Below are 20,500 nucleotides of genomic sequence, written 5' to 3'. Positions count from 1 at the left end.
TTTTAGTAAACGATTACTACTTTTTCATATCCTTTAGATAATCTAAATTCTAACTGCTCTGGATTATATCTATTGATTTGTCCTTTTCTTGTTGCTATTAATTTTCCATTTTCATAGACTCTTAATTCTGCTGATTTTTTTCCATTTAAAAAAGGAGCTTTTATCAATACAGGAGCATTATTTTCTATCACAAATGTATCTCCAGAACGTTCTATTGAAATGGTTACAGGCAAACTAGAAGCGATAACTCCCCATCCGTTTTTTTCGTATTTATACATTCCTGATAAAAACAAATAAGATAAAGATTCATTATTTTCTTCTTTTCTAGTGACAGATAATAATCCTTTTTGATAAAATCCTTTTTGTTCTACAACTTCTTCTTCACTACTATTTAGTACAATTTTATCAATTGTTTTTTTATCACTTAATAAAACATCAATTACTTGAGTGCTTGGATTTTCTTTAATTGTAGAATATTCTACATCCAAAATTGGATTTTCTTCTCCATTTATATAAGGATTGAATACGATTGCAAAAGGATTATCCCAAGCTGCACTTTCTCTTTTAATAACCAAAGTTTGAATAGGATCTCCAATAACATTTTTAGGAGCTGTACCAGAACCTTTTTTAAAGGAGTTCGCTTTTGGAGCCAATGCTGTGTATATACTTTGGTTTTTACTTCCTTTAATCCAAAGTTTCATTAAATTATCTGATACACCTTCACTTTTTAAAGTAAATAATGCCTGTACATCTTTGTTTGTAGTTACTTTCTTTTTATTCTTTAAATAATCATACCCTTTTATATCTCCATATTCACTTCCAAAATCTGTTGTCTCGTTTAAGTTTATTTCTTTAGCATTTGAATCTAAAATTTGAAGTGATTGTCCTAAATTATGATAAAAGTAATCGTGTCGTTGGGCGCCTTCTTCTTGTTTTTTTGATCTAAATACATCAACTATATATCCTTTTGATGTATTTGATTTTATCAATGCTGTAAATCTTTGTTGATTTGATTTTGTTTTAGGTTCAAAAAAAGAAACATCAGAAAATGTTAACTTATTAAAATTTGGCGTTTTATTTACTTCCGGAAAATTATTTTCTAATTTAAACGGATGATAACTACGCATTGCTTTATAATCTGACTTTCCATCAACAATAACAGTATTATGCGCAGGTAATTTAGAATAGTATTCATTATGATTTTCATGCCAATAACTAGATCCTTTTCCCATATCTGGACCCAAAACATATTTGTTTGCAAACAATTCTATAGAAACACCATTTGCATGTGCATGATTTCCAAAAGAACCTGTGGTAGAAACCATCATAGCATCATCTCCTTCTCCTATCCTTTGGTTAAACATACTTACGTTTGATGCATAAAATGTTGGAGACGTTAACTCCTTTAAAGCATTCGGATTCTTTTCTGTAGGTTTTAATGCATCAACATAAAAAAACAATTGAAACAAATTTTTTACTTTTCTTTTGTACTCACCTTTATCAATCATTTGCTGTAATAATCCAGAAATAATTGCTTCTTTTTCACCATTGTTATATTTACTATAATTCGAAATTAATAATTCGAAATTTTCTGGTGGAAGTGGTTTATGATTAGAATCTCCAAAACCAACAGTATAACCACTAGGAAACAAATATTGAAAAGAAGCTAATGCTGCTTTTTCAATAATAGGAAAACTAGAAAGTTCGTTGTTATTGGTCGCATTATCTAATAAGGTAAAAATATCTAACAAAGTTGTAATAACATGAACAGAATAAGAGGCACACTCTGGCCACATTCCTGTTTCATAATCATAAACCAATAAAGATTCTTTGATAGATAATTGTCTTTCTGTTGATGTGTTAAAAGTATAGTCTAAAAAATATTCTCTTCCTTTTCCATTCGCATAATTAGCATTACTATCTAACGTTAAAGCAACATAGGTTAAAAATCTTGCTTGAAAAAGATTCCAGTTATTATCTGGAATTCCTTTATTAATAATTTGATCTCCCCATTTTTGAAAAACAGCAACACTATTTTCTAAATTAACATTTTTTCTTTGAAAATAATTGTAGAGAAAATCATACGTAGTTAAAAGATTTAATAACACTTTTTCGTGAATCACTTCAAAAGTTGCTAAACCAGAAATACCTGCTTGATTCGAATTTAATAAATCAATTGGTGCATCTCTATAAAACATACCATCTATATATTTAAGATATATAGGTGCAGCAAATTCTGCATATTTTTTTTCACCTGTAAGCCAATATAAAAGAGCGGCATCTTCAACAAGACTCATAATATTTCTATTTATGCCTTCAATTGTATGTCCTATTTTAGATGGGGGGATCCACTCTTTTTTTCCTGTTTTTTTATGTTTAAGATAAAAACCTCTTTCATCATCAAAATAAGGTATAACATCTTCTAACTTCGGTTTTTTATAATCAGTAGCCCAATCTCTGGTTCCAGAAAAACGAACTGTTGCCACTGGTGCTTCACCAGTTGAATGAGAAAATTCGCCACCTTTTAAAAAGACTTTAGTATGTTTGGTTTTCCAATTCATTTGTAAACGAGAAACCATCCAAGTAGGATCTTCTTTACAATAATTAAGATACTTTTCTAGATTCTTAATTTTCTTATCAATCAAGCCTCTTTTCCATTCTAAATGCTCAATGCTTTTAAAAAATTTCTTCCCTGATTGTTGGTTTGTATAAATTCTAGGATGTGACTCTCTTTGTGCAATAACTGCAAAAGGAAGAATTAACAATCCATAAATTAGAATTTTCTTAAACATAAATACTAGTATTATCTTTTAAACTATTTTCAGTGTTATTTGCAACTTTAATGTGTTGCTTATTTAATTTCAACATTATAACCAGCAGGATATTGTTTGGACTTTCCTTTATTAATTGAAATTAAAATTGGTTTATCAGAAGAATAGTAATATGTACCATTTTCTAATTTTAATTCTGCTGTTACATTTTCATTTACAGCTTCAATTTTAATGCCGTTTTTTTGCAATAATTTCCCTTTACCTAAATACAAATACTCAAATTCTTTATTTTTTTCTGAAGCAATACCAAAAGTTCCTTGAAACTTAAAACCTCTCATTGGTTTATATATTTCATCATCGATTGCATTACAGATAAATTGTGTACTTTTTGTAGACTTTACAGCAATACTTACAAAATTATCTGAAGTTTTTATTTTAGATATTTTTTGAATAGATTTTTCTCCTTTTTCATAGGATTCAAAAACAGCTACAAAAGGTTTTTTTGCCCCATTAATGTTATTCTGACGAACAATTAAAGTTGGAGTAGTTTCTGGACTTCTATTTACTTGCCCTGGAGTAATATCGTTTCTAAGTGTAGTTGGTGGTGCATCTACAACATATAATTCTCTATGATCTTGTCCCATCATCCACATGTGTACATTTAATGATGGAGAAACATTTTTAATCATCCAAATTGAATTAAAATCGCACGTGTATTTTACTTTTCTTTGATTTTTAAAGAATTTATAATTTTTATCATATGCAACACCTAAATCATTCACACTTTCTAAATCTAAAGCTTTATATGAATCACTAGTAAGTTGCATTGTATTTCCTAAATTATGATGGATATAATCGTTATTTAATTGATTAGATCTAAACACATCTACATAATACCCAGTATTTTCTGAAGTACGAATCATAGCTACTACACGTCTTTTTTCATCTGCAGAAACATCAGAAAAAGAAACATTTTTTGATGTTTCAGTAGCATTATACAATCCAACTTTTGTATCCACTGAAGGATCCATCGCATTTATGGTAATATCACCATTTCTATACCCTGGCACAATTGTGTTGGAACCTGTTATTCCTCTGTGATAACCTGAATCTGCAGACCAATATGATTCATATCCAGAAGCATCTGGTGCTAAAGACCAACCTTTACCGTAAAATTGCATTGCCAATCCATTTTTACCTAAATGAGATCGGTGTTTACCTCCATATAACGTAAACATTAATCCATTCGTTTCATCATTTCCATTTTTCATAATGATATGTTTATGAAATGGTGAATATGCGGTTCTATGAAATGGTAAATTATTTCCTGACTTTGGTAATACTTGATTTAAAATGATTCCTTGCCAATTTGATTTATTTCTATCATACTGACCCGATGAAATATTTTTACGAATTACAGTCGCCATTTTTTTTGCAGTTTCTTTATCTCCTTCCCAAGTTGCATAGGTTAATAAAGATTCAAAACAAGAAATATTTGCAGGTCCTCCACGCATATCTCCAAAAAGCACTAAATTACCACGTGCATCTAACCAACCTAAATTGGCTAATGCTGCTTTGGTTATAATTGGATTTCCGGCTAAAGTATTTACACCAGATTTATACAATTTTACCCCCATATCTAATACCAAAGGAATCATACCAGAAGCATACCCTGGAGATTCTGGCCATAACCCCGTTGTTTTATTATAAAAATCCATTATTTCTGGTAAAGCAGAACAATAATCTGAAGATTTCTCTGTGTAAAGAGGAATATAATATTCTCTACCTTTTCCGTCTTTATAAAAATCGTTAGACTCTAAAACAAGCATACTGTTTAGAACATTTTTGTAACGATTTACATTCCAATTTCCTCTTCTACCACCTCTTATAAGTCCAATATCAATAAATCTTTTAAATACAACTCCAGCAACTTCTGTTGTTGTCTTATTGATTGTTTTTAAATGTTGATGTGGATGGGCATTCAAATAATTATGAAGAAAATCATATGCAACAGCCATAGGTATTTGGCGATCATCATGAATTACTTCATAATCATAATATCCTAAAATTCCTCCAGGAGCATAACCTCCAGGTCCTTTAGATGATTTCTCTGGATCTAAAGGTGGTTCCATATAATAGGTTCCTAATAACCAAGTCCATAAAATATCCGCAGAAAATTTAGCATATTTTTCATCTTGTGTAATATAATATGCAAAAGCAGCTTTTTCTGCCAACTTTAATATTTCCATATTATTCTGACGAACCATATGTCCTGTTTTTTTATAAGGAATTAAAACAGGTGTTTTGTCTGCACTAGATTTACTGACTCCTAACAAATCCCCAGATTCATTAAAAGGAATTCTATCTTTTAAAGGCACATTTTTAAAATCGTTCCAAGTACGCATACCTGGTAAACGAACAGTTGGTATAGGTGCATTTCCTTCACCATAATCCCAATTTTGTTTTTTGATATAGCATTGAGTAAAATGTTCTCCTTTTTTCCAATACATAGCCAACCTTGAAACAATCCACTCAGGGTCATTTACATGACGATTTACATAAGGATTTATTTCTTCTAATATAGAATTCCATGAATTATTAGCCCATTCCTGATTCTTTATTTTAATCAACAACTCCTGTCTATCTCCATTATCAGCAAATAACCTTGGATGTTTTTCAATATTTTGAGAAAACACATTAGCTGTTGCAAAAAAAGCTATCAATGAAAACAGTATTAATTTCTGAAAACTCATTTTTATTGTGCTATTTTAATTTTTAAAAAATTCATTAAAAAATTCATTAAAAAATACCATCTGATATTTTATAGAATTTTTCCAATACTTTTTTGTGTGTCCTCCTGGACGTTCTATATAATCATGTGGAATATTACGTTCTAATAATTTTTTATGAAGCCTAACATTTGCATCATAAAAAAAATCATCTACACCACAATCAAAAATAAATTTTAAGTTTTTACCTGTCAATAAATGAACAAGGTTAATAACTGTATTATTTTCCCAATTTTCAGGATATTCTGAATAAGAACCTAACCTTTCTGCAATGCTCCATCTTAATGGAAATGGTCTAATATCTACTCCACCACTCATACTACCAGCTGCACCAAAAACATCTGAATGTTTAAAAGCTAAAAATAATGCTCCATGACCTCCCATACTTAAACCAGAAATAGCTCTATGTTCTTTATTTGCAGATGTTTTATATGTGTTATCAATTTTAGAAACTAATTCTTTTGACACATATGTTTCATATTTCATTGTAGCATCTATAGGACTATCAAAATACCAACTTGTTTTAGATCCATCTGGGCAAACAATAATAATGTTGTAATCATCAGCATATTTTTTAATATCTGGCATTTTTTTAAGACAATCCTTAAAATTACCACCAGCACCATGCAATAAGTAAACTACAGAATAAGAATTTGCATTACTTAAATAAGAATCTGGTGTAATAACCAGATTCTTAATATTCTTTTTCATTGAAGGACTATAAACCTCTAATGTATCTATTTTTGATGCAAATGAAGTATATGATAAACTTATAAATACAAGAAAGAAACCTATAAATTTATTCATTTTATTTATTTATTTTTTAAAATAATATCTTCAAGTTCATCTAATGTTTTCCCTTTTGTTTCTGGCATCATAAACGCAACAAACAATAATTGAAGAACCATCATTCCTGCAAATACCATAAATATGATTCCACCACCTAATAAATCTAATAAATAAGGAAATATTGATGGGATAATTGCTGCCAATACCCAATGTGTAGAACTACCAAAAGCCTGACCTGATGCTCTTAAGTGATTTGGAAATATCTCTGAAATAAACACCCAAATTACTGCTCCTTGACCTATTGCATGTGCTGCAATAAATAAGAATATAAAAAAAGGAACTGCCATACCAGACCATTCTAATAAAAAAGCAGCAGACAGTAACCCTAATGCAATTATATACCCTATAGAACCATAATACATTAATGTTTTTCTACCTAATTTATCGATTAAGAAAACACCTAATAAAGTAAATATTAAATTAGTTACACCAATACCAATACTATTTAATAAAGCTGAACTTTCTCCTAAACCTGCAGATTCAAAAATACGAGGCGCATAAAATAAAACGGCATTAATACCTGAACATTGGTTAAAAAATGCGATTAAAAAAGCTAACATTAAAGGAAATCTATATTTCTTAATAAAGATTGTTTCAGATTTATTACTCTTTTCATTATGTGAATTAAACGCTTCAATTTCTGCTTCAACATCCGCATCAATATCAATAAGTTTTAAAACCTCTCTTGCTTCTGTTTCTCTAGATTTAGATAATAACCAAATTGGACTTTTAGGAAGTTTTAAAGCAAATAATATATACAAAACTGCAGGAATAGCTTCAACTCCCAACATCCATCTCCATGCGTTTTCACCAATACCACTTAATAGGTAATTAGAGAAAAATGCAATTAAAATACCAAAAACAATATTAAATTGATACATTGCCACCAATCTTCCTCTATGTTTAGCAGGTGCAATTTCAGAAATATAAGCAGGTGCAGCTATTGTAGATGCTCCAACTCCAACTCCTCCAATAAAACGAGCAAAAGCAAAGAAATATGGGTCATTTGCAAATGCAGAACCTATAGCGGAAACTGCAAATAAAACTCCAATGACTAATAATGTATTTTTTCTTCCGTATTTATTTGTTGGAAAACCTCCAAATATTGCTCCAAGAACTGTTCCCCATAAAGCCATTCCCATAACAACAGAACCATGAAAAGAATCTGAAGAACCCCATAAAACTTGTAACTTTTGATCTGCACCAGAAATAACTACTACATCAAAACCGAATAAAAACCCTGCCAAAGCAGCGGTAATTGACCACATTAATATTTTTTTATTACCCATAATACTTTATTAATTTAATTATTTGTCTTTATTATTATTTTATAGGAATCACCATATTCCATGTTTTTGTTCCATTTCCAAATCCTCCAGGACCGTTCATTGTTGCAAAAAACAAATGTGTTGGTTTTCCATTTTCAATTAAAACAAAAGGACGTTCTAACTGGCCTTGTTTAATTGTTTTTCCATTATTCCATTTTACAGTTTTGGTATATGCCTTTGGGTTATCGTCTATAGTCCAATTTATACCATCCGCAGAATGCGCTAATAATCCATCTCCAGCAAATCCTGTAATTTTACCACGTTGATCTTTTGCAATCATATGATATCCATTTTTGTCACTCCACATATGTGGGTCTTCAACTTCACCAAAATGTTCCATTGAAAATAATGGTTTATCGCCTACAACAGTATATTCGCCATCATATGAAGGCGCAGTAGCAACTCCTATACTCATATCACTATGCTTTATTCCATCTTCTTTATACTGCCTACCTTTAAAAAGTAAAACTACAGAACCATCTTTTTTAATTAATGGTGAAGGATTTGAAGTTAAAAAGCTATAATATGAATTCGGTTTCACATCAATAATGGGTTTATCTAACCTTTTCCAAGGTCCGTTTGGACTTTTAGAAGTTGCAATTCCAATTCGTTTTCCCCAACGAGCAGCAATACACCATTTACTAGATAAATCAAATGCTTTCACATTCTCTTTTGTAATATCTTCAAATGGATGAGTAGATCCCATATAATAAAGTATATAAGTGTCTTTGTATTTTACTATTTTAGGATTATGGCATGATTTACCATCCCAGAACTGTGTTCCTCTTGCTCCTAAAGCAACGTCTTTAAATTTATAAGGACCTTCTGGCGTTTTAGAAGTGGCATGCACAATTTCTGAACCCACCATCCAACCAGGATGAAATGGCAAAATTTTTGGCCAACGAGATGCGTACATATGATAAGTACCATCATCTCCTTTAATTACAGAACTTCCCCAAACCCAGTAATCTTCCATTTCTAAACCTCCATTAATTGGAGCTTCTTTTAAATTACTGATTATTGAATTTTGAGCAATAATACTTGTGCTAAATCCTATTAAAAAAAGAAAAAGATATCTCATTATTTTAAAGGAATCGTTTAATTCTTATTAACTTATTAAATCTTTTGATTTTAAAATGATCGCTATTTATTCTTTGCTTCCATTTTTTTCAATCTCAACAATGCTTCCATGTAATAGTAATCTGCGTAAATAATTGGAATATCTATTTCTGAATTATTAGGTAAGTGACCTGTTGAATGTAATAAAAGGGCTTTATTTTTATCCCCACTAAAATACTCTTTACTAGATAAAATCTCTAAAGATTTTTTCGCCGCATTAAAATACTTTTCTTTCAATACTTTATCTTCAACTAAACTAGATAACTCTAACAAACCACATGCTGCAACTCCTGCTGCAGATGCATCTTTTGGTGCATTAGGTATTTTAGGATCATCAAAATCCCAATATGGAACTCCATCTTCTGGCAATCTCTCTAAGAAATGATCTGCCAACCTAATAGATGTATTTAAAAAATCTTTATTACCTGTTTCTCTATAAGACATAGCAAAACCATAAATACCCCAGGTTTGACCACGAGCCCACATAGACTCATCTGACAACCCTTGGTGTGTGTGACCTTTTACAAATTCACCTGTTTCTTGATTAAAATCTGCTACGTGAAAAACAGCATTATCAGAACGTACAATATATTTCATTGTTACTTTCGCATGACTCTCTGCAATATTATACAATTCTTTATTCCCTCCATTTTTCGAAGCCCAAAAAAGCAACTCTAAATTCATCATATTATCAATAATTGTATTATGCCCCATTTCTTCTACCATAATAGGCCAAGATAAAATAGAACCAACTTTAGGATTGTAAAGCGTTGCCAAAGTATCTGCAGCTGCTAAAATTATTGTTTTATATTCTTCATTTCCTGTTAACCTGTAACCATTTCCATAACTACAAAAAACTTGAAATCCAATATCATGATCTAACGCAGGTGTATATGCTATTTCTTTAACAGGAGTTGTAAATCTTTCTGCCTCTGCTTTTAACTCTATATCTCCAGAAGCTTCATATGCATACCATAAAACTCCTGGCCAAAAACCACTACACCAATCTTTAACACCTACTACCTTCCAATCAACACTGTCTTTTGGAATATTTCTTAAAAATTCTTCAGAATTTGTTAACTCTAAAGAGGTTTTCTTAATTTTTTTTGCACTTATATCCAACATTTTTGATGGATTAAAAACGGTTTCTTTTTTTTGAGTCGAAGTACATGCAAACATTAATAATGAGATTGCAATAAGGAATAATCTTGTCATTTATTTTTTTTATATAGTTTTGATAATTGACTAAAAACCTAAAGAAAACATATATTTTACATCAAGTTTAAAGTTTCTTAATCATGACGCAATTTAACCAGACCATAAAAGAGCAAACATAAATTATGACTCAAAAACTATAAAATATTACCCTTTACCTCAACCATAACTATACTTCACTAATTATAAAACAACATCAACATTAATAACTTCTAAAAAACAGAAGTTAAAACCTTGTTTTTAAAAAATTGAATTAATTTTATACAATCAATAAAAAAACATTATAAATATTAATAAAACACTAATTCACACTACCATAATTCATACATATAATAAATATTAAAATTTTCAAACAAAACTCTTAACCTTTTAAAAACTTAAAAAGCTTCTCTTTTTCAGCTAAAAAAGACACAAAAAAAATCACAATTTTCTGTTTCACCTTAAAAAGACCCAAATAAATAGAGAAAAGAATCATAATTTATCATCATAAAACAATAATTTATAAAAACCAACTCCCAATCTTCTTAACATTGTCTTAACAATTTAACTATAACTAATAGTTTTTTAAAATTAACTTCATGAAAAAAATTAAACAAGATCAGTTTAGACTGAAAATTTTTGCAAGCCTTTTCTGGGTATTAGGTATTATGCTTTGTGGGTCACCAACCTCATTGTATGCAGCAGACCCTATTCCAAATTTAGGGCTTCAACAAACAAAAACAATTACTGGAACAGTTGTAAGTTCAGATGATAGCATGCCTATTCCTGGAGTATCAGTAATATTAAAGGGAACTTCAATAGGAGTTGCAACAGACTTTGACGGTAATTACTCAATTAAAGTACCTTCAAACGAAGCTGTATTAGTATTCTCTTACTTAGGATACGCTAGTCAAGAAATTACAGTAGGAACCAAAACAAATGTTAATGTTTCTTTAAAACCAGATGCTACAACATTAGATGAAATTGTAGTAGTAGGTTACGGAACACAAAAGAAAGCTGTAATAACAGGTTCAATAGATGTTGTAAAAAGTGAAGTTTTCGAAAACAGAGCGGTTACCAATCCTGTTTTAGCTTTACAAGGATCTACACCAGGCCTAATTGTAAGTAGAAGTAGCTCTAGACCAGGTGAGCAAGATGCTGGTTTTTTAATTAGGGGAAGTACATCTGTAAATGGTGGTTCTGCTTTAATTGTAGTTGATGGTATTCCTGGCGCAGATTTTAATCAAATTAACCCTGATGATATAGAAAGCATTTCTATTCTTAAAGATGCGTCTGCTGCTATATATGGTTCAAGAGGAGCGAATGGTGTTGTTTTAGTAACAACAAAGAAAGGAAAAGGAAAAATGAGTATTGAAATCAATTCTCAAGTTAGAATAAATACTATTGGTATAAAACCACAAAGCACTTCTGCTAAAGAATATTTTGATGTATACATTGACGCAATGGAATCAGATGATGCTGTAATGGGAGATTTTACAGCAAACCCATTTGGATGGATTAGTATAGACAATGCAAAATCTATTAGAGACATGCTTGCTGCTGGTGAAGAAGGATACGTAAATTCTTTTTGGGGTGCTCCTGCTAATAACCCAACTGATCTTTATATTACAAATAATAATATTTGGGATCAAGTATATGGTACTTCAATATCAAATCAACACAATTTAAGTATTTCTGGTTCTACTGATAAAATAAGTTATCGTTTATCAGGAATGTATCTAGAGGATGTTGGTGCTGTAACTGCAACTTATGATGGTGAGGTACAGTATAATTTTAGATCTGTAGTAAATGTTCAAGTAAGTGATCGTTTAAATATAGGAACTAACTTGGCATTAACTCAATTAAAAAGATCTCAGCCATCGGCTGGTTTAACAGGAAGTGTTTTTACTAATGACCCTGCTATCTACCCAACAGTAAACCCTTATGGCCAATGGGTATCTAACTTCAATTATTCTGGAGGAGCAAGACAACCTCTAGCCAACCTTGTTGATGGGGGTAGAAATTTTGAAGAAAGAGATAGACACAGTTTTGTATTTGATGCTACTTATAAAATAACAGATCATTTAGATTTTAAGGCTTCAGCTGCTTTTAAAACAACAAGTTTAGCTCAAAATACATATGTTTTAGAAGTACCTATTTATACATTTGACGGAATTAAACAAGTAAACACTGTAAACCAAGGTTCATCTTCTTTTTACACCAATCATGGTACTGGAAGAACTGATACATATGGGGCTTATTTAAATTATAAAAATACATTTAATGAAGATCATAACATTGGTTTTACAACAGGTATAAACACTGAAGCAAGTAGAACAAAAAGTGTAAACGCATTCAGACAAGGGTTTGAAGACCAAGGAGTTTACGACATAACATCGGCATCAGATGAAATTTTAGTTGAAAATGGCGGTAGTAATAGTCATGAAGGTCTATACGGTGTTTTAGCTAATTTAACCTATGATTATCAAGAAAAGTATTTAGTACAGGCAGCATTTAGAAGAGATGGTTCTTCTCGGTTTGCACCAGAAGAAAGATGGGATAATTTCTTATCAGGTTCTTTAGGGTGGATAATTACTAAAGAAAAATTTATGGAAAATCTAGGTTTTTTAAACTACCTAAAAGTAAGAACTAGTTATGGTGAAACTGCAAATGGTTTTCCTAACAATGGCCCTTTACAACTTTATGATTATATTTCTGGGGTAACTGAGGGTAATACATTATTTGGTTCAACACCTTCACTGCAAACCACTGGTTATTTATCTAGACTTACTAGTCGTGATAGAAATTGGGAACGTGTAGTACAATCTAATATTGGTTTAGATTTTAGAGCATTAAACAGCAGATTATCTGGTAGTTTTGATGTTTACAAAAAGCAAAATGTAGGTATGTTTATTAATGTACTTTTCCCAAGTCAATTAGGAGGTACAGCTCCTTTATCAAATGGAGGTGATTTTGAAAGTACAGGATGGGAAGCTTCTCTTACTTGGCAAGACAACGTAAATGACAATTTCAAATACAGTGTAAATGCGTTTGTATCAGACAATAATAGTCTTGTTGTAAACAAAGGAGGTATTGAAACTCCAAGTAATGGGTATAATACTAGTCTTCAAGGTTATTCACTAAATTCACTGTGGGTATATAAAACAGATGGTCTTTTTCAAACACAAGAAGAAGTAGATCAATATTATGCTGCTCATACAGAAATTCTTAATAGTAGTAATGCATCAATGGCAGATGGAGGTAACACTACTAAACTAACTCCTGGTGATGTAAGAAAAGTTGATGTAAATGAAGATGGAAGAATAGATTCAAATGATTTAGTACATGTTGGAAATGGTCAAACACATTATAATTTTGGTCTAAATTTATCTGCGAGTTATAAAGGTTTTGACTTTGGAGCATTGTTTCAAGGTGTTGGTAAACAAGACATTTTAAGAACAGGTGTTTTTGCATACCCTATCGTTGGGCGTTTTTCAAACCAAACAGATCAATTTCTTGGAGAAACTTGGACACCAACAAATACTGATGCGTCATTACCTAGAACTACTACACACACAACCAGATCTAACTGGAACTGGGCTTATAATGATTTTAGAGTACAAAATAACAGGTATGTACGTTTAAAAACCTTAACAGTAGGGTACACACTTCCAAAAATAAAATTAGGAGAAACTGAATTTAATAAAATTAGAGTGTACTTTAGTGGTAATGATCTATGGGAACATACTAGTTTAGATGACGGATATGACCCAGAGTATGGTTTTGAAACAGAAAAAACCTATCCTTATGCACGTAGTTGGGCATTTGGTGTTAATGTTAATTTTTAAAAAATTTGATAATGAAAAATAATAAATTTATATACATATTATTCTTAGCACTTATAATTAGTTCTTGCGTTGATGAAATTTTAGATAAAGAACCTATTTCAGGTGTTACAGAAGCTGAATATTTTGACTCACCAACAGAATTCAGACGAGCTACAAATACTTTATACACAGCATTAAACACTCCTAGAAACCCTGGAACTAGTGAAATGTTGGATCATGGTAGTGATTTACATGCAAATTTTTTAGCAGATAGTTATGGACGAGGTATTGTTTCTTTTCCTATTACAGATAGCCAATGGTCATCTCCATATAGTACAATAAGACAGGCTAATATAATACTTGAAAAAGCAGATGAGTATGAAGGTAATGCTACAGAAATAGCTGAATATGTGGCTGCAGCAAAGTTTTTTAGAGCTACACAATACTTCGAACTATTGCAACGCTATGGAGGTGTCCCAATAACTCTTGAGGTTTTAGATTTAACATCTGAAAATGTTTTTGCAGCACGAAGTAGTAGATATGAAGTTGTTGATGTTATTTTAGAAGACCTTACTGATGCAATTCCTAATTTACCAACACAAAACAATCTTCTTTCTGAGGATTATGGTAAAATTACCACAGAAGCAGCAAAAGCTTATAAAGCATGGGTTTTATTATATGCCGCTACATGGGAGAAGTATGTAGGTACAACTACAGATGGAGATGGTACATCTACTGGAGCTGGTTCTGCAGGAGCAAAAGATAATCAAACAGCTTATTTAACAGAAGCTATTTCTTTAAATAGAGAAGTTATAAGTTCTGGCGCTTTTGAACTATGGAATTATAATAGTGAACCAGATATGAGAAATAGAAGTAATTACTATCTATTTAATATAGAAGGATCGGCATCTAATCCATTAGGTTTAGATAAAACGTCTAATAAAGAGTTTATAATGTATAAAGTTTTTGATGAATTATTAGGAACTATTAATACAAGCCAAAATTCAGTAGGTAGAGTTGCGCCAAGTAGAAAAATGATGGACTTGTTTTTAGCTACAGATGGTTTACCAATAGCACAATCTGGTTCTTTTGCTGGATATGAAAGCCCACAAGATGAGTATCAAAACAGAGATTATAGAATGGAATGCTATTTTAGAAATATCAATACAAATGAAATACCTGTTGATGGAGAATTAACTCTAGAAGGAGTTATTGATAATACTGGAGGTACCGCTTACAGAAACAATAAGTTTGTTTCTACTGGATATTTACAAGATATAGAGAACCCAACAGATGGTCATAATTGGCCTATAATTAGATTAGCAACTGTTTATCTTAATTTAGCAGAGTCTTTATATGAACTTAATAGTTCTATTACAGACGCAGAATTAAATGAAACAATTAATTTAACTAAGGCAAGAGCAGGTTTACCAGCTCTTACAAATGCATTTGCTTCAACAAATAGCTTAGATATTTTAGATGAAATTAGAAGAGAACGTGCTGTAGAGCTTTTTGCAGAAAATTCTAGATTTCACGATTTAAAACGTTGGGGTATTGCAGAAGATACTTTAAACAAAAGTATTCTTGGACCAGTAGTTGAAGGTACAGATTATGAAGGTAATACTAATCTTTACAATTCAGCAGCATATCCAAATGGAGAGGAAGAAGTTACAACAGGAAAAGGAATATTAAAAGCAGTAGTACTAGACGCTTCAACATCTAGAAATTTTTCAAGAACTACTTATTTAAGACCAATTCCTTCACAAGAGATTGTACAGAATTCTAATATCCTTCAAAATCCTGGCTATTAAAATTAATAACCTAATTTAAATTATAAAATAGATGAAAAAATTTAATATAATAAAAAACATTGCATTGTTTAGTGTACTTATTAGTACACTATTAGTAGCATGTTATCCAGAACAATCAATAGATTATAACCCAGAGTTAACAACTTTTCCGAAAGCTACATTTACAAGTTTCAGTCCTTCTACAGGATATCCTGGTACACCAATTACTATAACAGGAACAAACTTTGGTGAGATTAAACAAGCCGCTAAAATTTCATTTAGTGAAGCAGATGTAGATATTGACACAGAAATAGTAAGCTATACAGATACTGAAATGGTGGTATTAGTACCACAATATGCTGGTAACGGCCCAATTAACCTTAGTGTTTGGACGAATGATGCACAAAGTGCTTCAAGTTTTACATACATCCCTGGTGTAGAAATTAGCGGTTTAAGTAATGATGAATCTATTATTGGAAATATAATATCAATTTTAGGTACTAACTTTGGTACGGATGCCAGTGCTATTTCTGTACTTTTTAATGGTGTTGAAGCAACCATTTTAAACATATCAAATACAGAAATTGAAGTTGAAGTACCAGATAGTACTTCAGGTAATGTTTCAATTCGTTATGATAATGGGAATAGAGAAACTGTAGGACCTTTATTTGTATACTTAAATCCATCTATAGTTTTCGATGATTTTCTTGAAGCTACAGATCAATTTGGAGGACCTTTTGATACAACTGGATCACAACCTAGTGGTTTTTGGCCATCAACACAACCTGTAAATGCTATTGGAGATAGAGAATGGAGATGTATTGGTGATGCAAGATCAAGTAGTGCTTATGGTGTAGTTGCATCAAATTCTGGAGAATTAACTATAGGAGCAGCTAGATTTTTTCTTTACGATATCTCTGACGAATCAAGTGTTGGTTATACCAAACCTACAGAAATAACACTAGAAGCTAATGTTAATTTAGGTTCATTCAATAATAACGCCACTCCAAGATGGCATAGAGGTATAGCACTTGGATTTCACGGATCAAGTCCTACTTTTGACGCAAATAGTAACCAACTTACAAATTTTAGAGGTATAATTTTAACTCCAGATAGTAATGAGATTTTCTTATGGGATGGTGCTGCTTCAAACAACAACTCTTTTGCAGGTTTAGAAAGGCAAGCAATAGCTGATTTTATTCCAGATTATGATAGAGATGCTAATCATCACTTAAAACTAATAATAAACACAGCAACAAGTAAATTAGTTGGTGTTGAGTTAGATGGAACACCGATCATTTTTAATTTATCAGCCAATTTTTCAGATGCTAACACACAATATATGGTTATTGGTGGAGGATCTAACGGAGGAGGATCTAGAGGAACTGTTTTTGATGTAAGTTTATATTAATAGAATAACTTAATTTAAATAGAAACTCCATGCATAATAATGCATGGAGTTTTTTGTATTAAAAATTTTGATATGAAATATTGTTATTCATAACAACTTTTTGTTTAAAACTAAAAGTTTAAAAATTATTTATACAAAAGTTACAAAATGAAATTTTTAACCGCTTTATCTAAAACGTAATAATAATAAATACAGATAAAAACAAACAATTATGTGTTATTTATAATAGTTCACTTATTACTGTCTCCTAAATAAGGTGCAATTAAAAAATATAATACCCCTAATTTAATAAAAAACATCTAAATCTCTAATTGTATTAGAATTAAGAAACATATTTTATATCAAATGAATATTATTTTATAGCCTTATAAGCATAATATTCTTTTATTTGTATAATACAGTAAACATAAATATATTATAAATTCAAATTATGAATAAAATAAAAATAACTAAATACTTCTTTATATTCTTATTAAGTTTTGGTGCTTTAAGTTGTGGTAGTGATGATCCAGTAATTGATGAACCAGTTATTGTTGATCCTGTTGATCCTGTTGATCCTATTGATCCTATTGAAGATATAATATATACAACAGTAAATACTATTGCCGAATTTAATACTTCATTAAATCAAAATGATGTTAATATAAAATTAGCAGCCGGCACCTACAGATTTGGTCCTGATGACGTGACTTCTGGTTTGATTCCACATTATGAAATGTTTGTCTTTAGAGGAAACAACTCAAATTATGACTTTACAGATGTAACATTTGAATTTGAAACGGAACTTTGGAGTTCTTACGGTAGTGAAGAAGTTGTTCAATTAAGACTTTATGGAGAAAATATTACAGTAAAAAACTTAACGGTAAAAGACATAGGTGATTCCGCCCCAACTTTTAGAGCTAGAAATATGCATTTAGATGGAGTAAACAATACGGTAGATGGATTTAATTTTTCTACTAGTGGATCGTACCCTTATGGATATGGCGATTTATTTGGTAAGGGGGGTACATACACAATTAAACATCGTAAACATTCTGGAATACTAATAAGAGGTGAAGGAAATACATTACAAAACACTAATATACAATCAAGAAGTTATGGACATGTTGTCTTTATACAAGGTGGTAAAGATGTGTTAATTGATAATGTATATGTTGAAGGAGATGCTATGCGTACAACAGATGATATATTAGCTGAAGAAGGTACAGGTACTCCTGCTGATAATGTAAACTTTCTAACTGTTTGGGGCTTCAAAGTTCCTGCTGGTTATATGATAAGCTCACAAGAAGCTGGTTTTAGATCTTATGCATCTGCAGAACATTATTCAGGTAATGGAACAACAAGTACTACAGAAAATGTAACAATAAAAAACTGTACAGCAAAGCATGTAAGATCTGGTTTTAATTTAGTTTTTGGAGGTGGTACAATGATCATGGAAAATTGCACTTCTATTGAAAATGAAAGTGGTTTTGCTATCCAAAAAGGAGGAAGTATTATAAATTGTAAAAGTGATGCTAAATATGGTTCTGTATATACAAATGCCTATGACAGTGATAGTAATATAACAGCAGATATTACAATAACAAATAGTGACGATAGTTATGGAACCCATCCTATAGCTTATATAGGAAGTGGTAATCAAAAAATTACATTTAATAGTGACGAAACAAGTGTTTCACAAGAAAGATCTATTCAATTAGGAGGAGACCAAGGAGATTTACGACATTTGGAAGGAGTTAATTCTGGTCAAAACAATCAATCTGCCACAACTTCTGTAATAATAAATAGAACAAAATATTCTGTAGAACTAACTGAACTTGCTTCTGGTAACGTCATTCATTCTTGTGGAACCGTAACAGATAATGGTTCTGGTAATAGTATATCAGAATTAAGTTGTGATTAATTTAACCTTTTTTATAAGTTGATCATTTTTATTAAAAATTACAAACTAAAAATAAAATCATGAAAAAAATAACTAGACTATTATCATTAGTTTTAATATGCTTTACTATTATTAATTGTAGTTCACCTGATAATGTAAAAGAAGAAGAAATCGAAATAATTATAGAAGAAGAAGAAGAAGTTGATATAATAGAATATACAACTGTAAATACCATAACTGATTTTATAGCAACACTTAGACAAAATGATATTAATATAAAACTAGCACCCGGAACATATAAATTTGGTCCAGATGATGTTACTTCTGGACTAATTCCAAATCATGAAATGTTTGTGTTTAGGGGGAATGATACCAATTATGATTTTACTGGAGTTACTTTTGAATTTGACACAGAATTACTTAGGTCATATGGTAGTGAAGATATTGTGCAAATAAGGTTATATGGTAATAATATTACAGTTAAAAATTTAACCATGATAGATACTGGTGATGCGTATCCTCTTTATAGAGCGACTAATATAAATCTTGATGGTTTAGACAATACAATAGAAGGTTTTAACCTAACTACAAGAGGCTCTTACCCTTATGGGTATGGTGATATATTTGGTAAGGGTGGAACATACGTAATAAAACACTTTAAGCACTCTTCAATTCTAATTAGAGGAGAAAGAAATCATCTTAAAGATTGTACTATAACTCAAAAATCTTATGGTCATGGAATTTTTGTTCAAGGTGGTATTGACACAGTTATTGAAGGCTGTGAATTATATGGTGAAGTTCGAACAAGTAATGATATGCTAGCAGAAGAAGGTACGGGTTCTCCTGCCGATAATGTGAATTTTATGAGTGTATGGGGGTACAAGCTTACTGCTGGTCATATGTTTAGTTTACAAGAAGATGGAATTAGAGCCTATAATACTGGAAATCACTACATTACAGGTGAATCTATAAACACATCTGGTATAAAGGTAATAGACTGTAAAGTTAATAAATTTAGAAGTGGTGTAACTATTGGTTGGGCAGATGGTGAAAAACTAATTCAAAACTGTGAAGCTACTGGTACTGAAACCGCTTTTTGGGTAGGCTCTTCTGGTACAATTAGAGACTCTAGAGGAGATTTTGCTTATGGAGCACTTTATGGTACTGACAGAGATAATGATGGAGATAGTCAAATAGAGCTAACTATTATTGACAGTGGTTATGAAAAACATGGATCCCATCAAGCATTATACCTCGGTGGAAAAAATCAACGTATAACCTTAAATACTACTGAAAATCAACCACAAGATAATATCGACATTGCAATATCAGGAGTTAAAGGGGGATTTCGTTTCTTAGATGGGATTAATTATGACGCACTATCTGTAACTTTAATAAATAACACAGGTTATAACGTTATATTAGGTGAAAAAAGCGCAGGTTGTGTAGTACAATCTTGTGGAACGATAACTGATAATGGATCCTCAAATTCTGTTACTGAAATTAAATGTGATTAGTCTAATCTCATTAAATATTCTCT

At 31.0% G+C, this 20,500-nt stretch carries 11 protein-coding genes; 5 read left to right on the top strand and 6 right to left on the bottom strand.

Annotated features, from left to right (window positions below):
* Positions 1-2: 2 nt before the first annotated feature.
* From PHEL85_RS10320 to PHEL85_RS10295, 6 genes are all read right to left on the bottom strand, one after another.
* Positions 3-2,792 carry a heparinase II/III family protein gene (locus tag PHEL85_RS10320; protein ID WP_081965122.1) on the bottom strand — a complete coding sequence of 930 codons (2,790 nt, stop codon included), beginning with the start codon at positions 2,790-2,792 and terminating at the stop codon, positions 3-5.
* Between the two features lie 59 nt (positions 2,793-2,851).
* A complete protein-coding gene (locus PHEL85_RS10315) occupies positions 2,852-5,524 on the bottom strand; it encodes a hypothetical protein (protein WP_036824742.1) in 2,673 nt (890 codons plus the stop codon).
* A 15-nt stretch (positions 5,525-5,539) separates the two neighbouring features.
* Positions 5,540-6,367 (bottom strand): alpha/beta hydrolase, encoded by an 828-nt coding sequence (locus PHEL85_RS10310; protein WP_036824739.1) that lies wholly within the window; start codon positions 6,365-6,367, stop codon positions 5,540-5,542.
* Between the two features lie 5 nt (positions 6,368-6,372).
* Positions 6,373-7,677, bottom strand: coding sequence for a sugar porter family MFS transporter (locus PHEL85_RS10305; RefSeq protein WP_235318262.1), 1,305 nt, complete (start codon positions 7,675-7,677; stop codon positions 6,373-6,375).
* Between the two features lie 55 nt (positions 7,678-7,732).
* Entirely contained in the window at positions 7,733-8,818 is a 1,086-nt protein-coding gene (locus tag PHEL85_RS10300) for a glycoside hydrolase family protein (RefSeq protein ID WP_036824734.1), read from the bottom strand.
* Positions 8,819-8,880: 62 nt separating this feature from the next.
* The gene (locus tag PHEL85_RS10295) at positions 8,881-10,071 is read right to left on the bottom strand and encodes a glycoside hydrolase family 88 protein (RefSeq protein WP_036824731.1); all 1,191 of its coding nucleotides are present in this window, start codon (positions 10,069-10,071) and stop codon (positions 8,881-8,883) included.
* A gap of 578 nt (positions 10,072-10,649) precedes the next feature.
* Between PHEL85_RS10295 and PHEL85_RS10290 the strand changes: the two genes are divergently transcribed.
* The 5 genes from PHEL85_RS10290 (at position 10,650) to PHEL85_RS10270 (ending at position 20,477) form a co-directional block, all read left to right on the top strand.
* Complete coding sequence (locus PHEL85_RS10290) at positions 10,650-13,898, top strand: SusC/RagA family TonB-linked outer membrane protein (protein WP_052108536.1); 3,249 nt, start codon at positions 10,650-10,652, stop codon at positions 13,896-13,898.
* An 11-nt stretch (positions 13,899-13,909) separates the two neighbouring features.
* On the top strand, positions 13,910-15,688 hold the full coding sequence (locus tag PHEL85_RS10285) for a RagB/SusD family nutrient uptake outer membrane protein (RefSeq protein WP_036824730.1): 1,779 nt from the start codon (positions 13,910-13,912) through the stop codon (positions 15,686-15,688).
* A gap of 31 nt (positions 15,689-15,719) precedes the next feature.
* Complete coding sequence (locus PHEL85_RS10280; protein ID WP_036824728.1) at positions 15,720-17,078, top strand: IPT/TIG domain-containing protein; 1,359 nt, start codon at positions 15,720-15,722, stop codon at positions 17,076-17,078.
* 430 nt (positions 17,079-17,508) lie between these two features.
* Positions 17,509-18,981 (top strand): hypothetical protein, encoded by a 1,473-nt coding sequence (locus PHEL85_RS10275; RefSeq protein WP_036824725.1) that lies wholly within the window; start codon positions 17,509-17,511, stop codon positions 18,979-18,981.
* Between the two features lie 59 nt (positions 18,982-19,040).
* A complete protein-coding gene (locus PHEL85_RS10270; protein WP_036824722.1) occupies positions 19,041-20,477 on the top strand; it encodes a hypothetical protein in 1,437 nt (478 codons plus the stop codon).
* Positions 20,478-20,500: the final 23 nt, after the last annotated feature.

Origin of the sequence: Polaribacter sp. Hel1_85, assembly GCF_000766795.1 — a bacterium.
Lineage (GTDB): Bacteria > Bacteroidota > Bacteroidia > Flavobacteriales > Flavobacteriaceae > Polaribacter.
This window is presented reverse-complemented; position numbering and strand designations above follow the sequence as displayed.

Coding starts and splice junctions, on each gene's coding strand:
- PHEL85_RS10320 (WP_081965122.1), bottom strand. CDS start 2,792: ATGTTTAAGAAAATTCTAATTTATGGATTGTTAATTCTTCCTTTTGCA.
- PHEL85_RS10315 (WP_036824742.1), bottom strand. CDS start 5,524: ATGAGTTTTCAGAAATTAATACTGTTTTCATTGATAGCTTTTTTTGCA.
- PHEL85_RS10310 (WP_036824739.1), bottom strand. CDS start 6,367: ATGAATAAATTTATAGGTTTCTTTCTTGTATTTATAAGTTTATCATAT.
- PHEL85_RS10305 (WP_235318262.1), bottom strand. CDS start 7,677: ATGTGGTCAATTACCGCTGCTTTGGCAGGGTTTTTATTCGGTTTTGAT.
- PHEL85_RS10300 (WP_036824734.1), bottom strand. CDS start 8,818: ATGAGATATCTTTTTCTTTTTTTAATAGGATTTAGCACAAGTATTATT.
- PHEL85_RS10295 (WP_036824731.1), bottom strand. CDS start 10,071: ATGACAAGATTATTCCTTATTGCAATCTCATTATTAATGTTTGCATGT.
- PHEL85_RS10290 (WP_052108536.1), top strand. CDS start 10,650: ATGAAAAAAATTAAACAAGATCAGTTTAGACTGAAAATTTTTGCAAGC.
- PHEL85_RS10285 (WP_036824730.1), top strand. CDS start 13,910: ATGAAAAATAATAAATTTATATACATATTATTCTTAGCACTTATAATT.
- PHEL85_RS10280 (WP_036824728.1), top strand. CDS start 15,720: ATGAAAAAATTTAATATAATAAAAAACATTGCATTGTTTAGTGTACTT.
- PHEL85_RS10275 (WP_036824725.1), top strand. CDS start 17,509: ATGAATAAAATAAAAATAACTAAATACTTCTTTATATTCTTATTAAGT.
- PHEL85_RS10270 (WP_036824722.1), top strand. CDS start 19,041: ATGAAAAAAATAACTAGACTATTATCATTAGTTTTAATATGCTTTACT.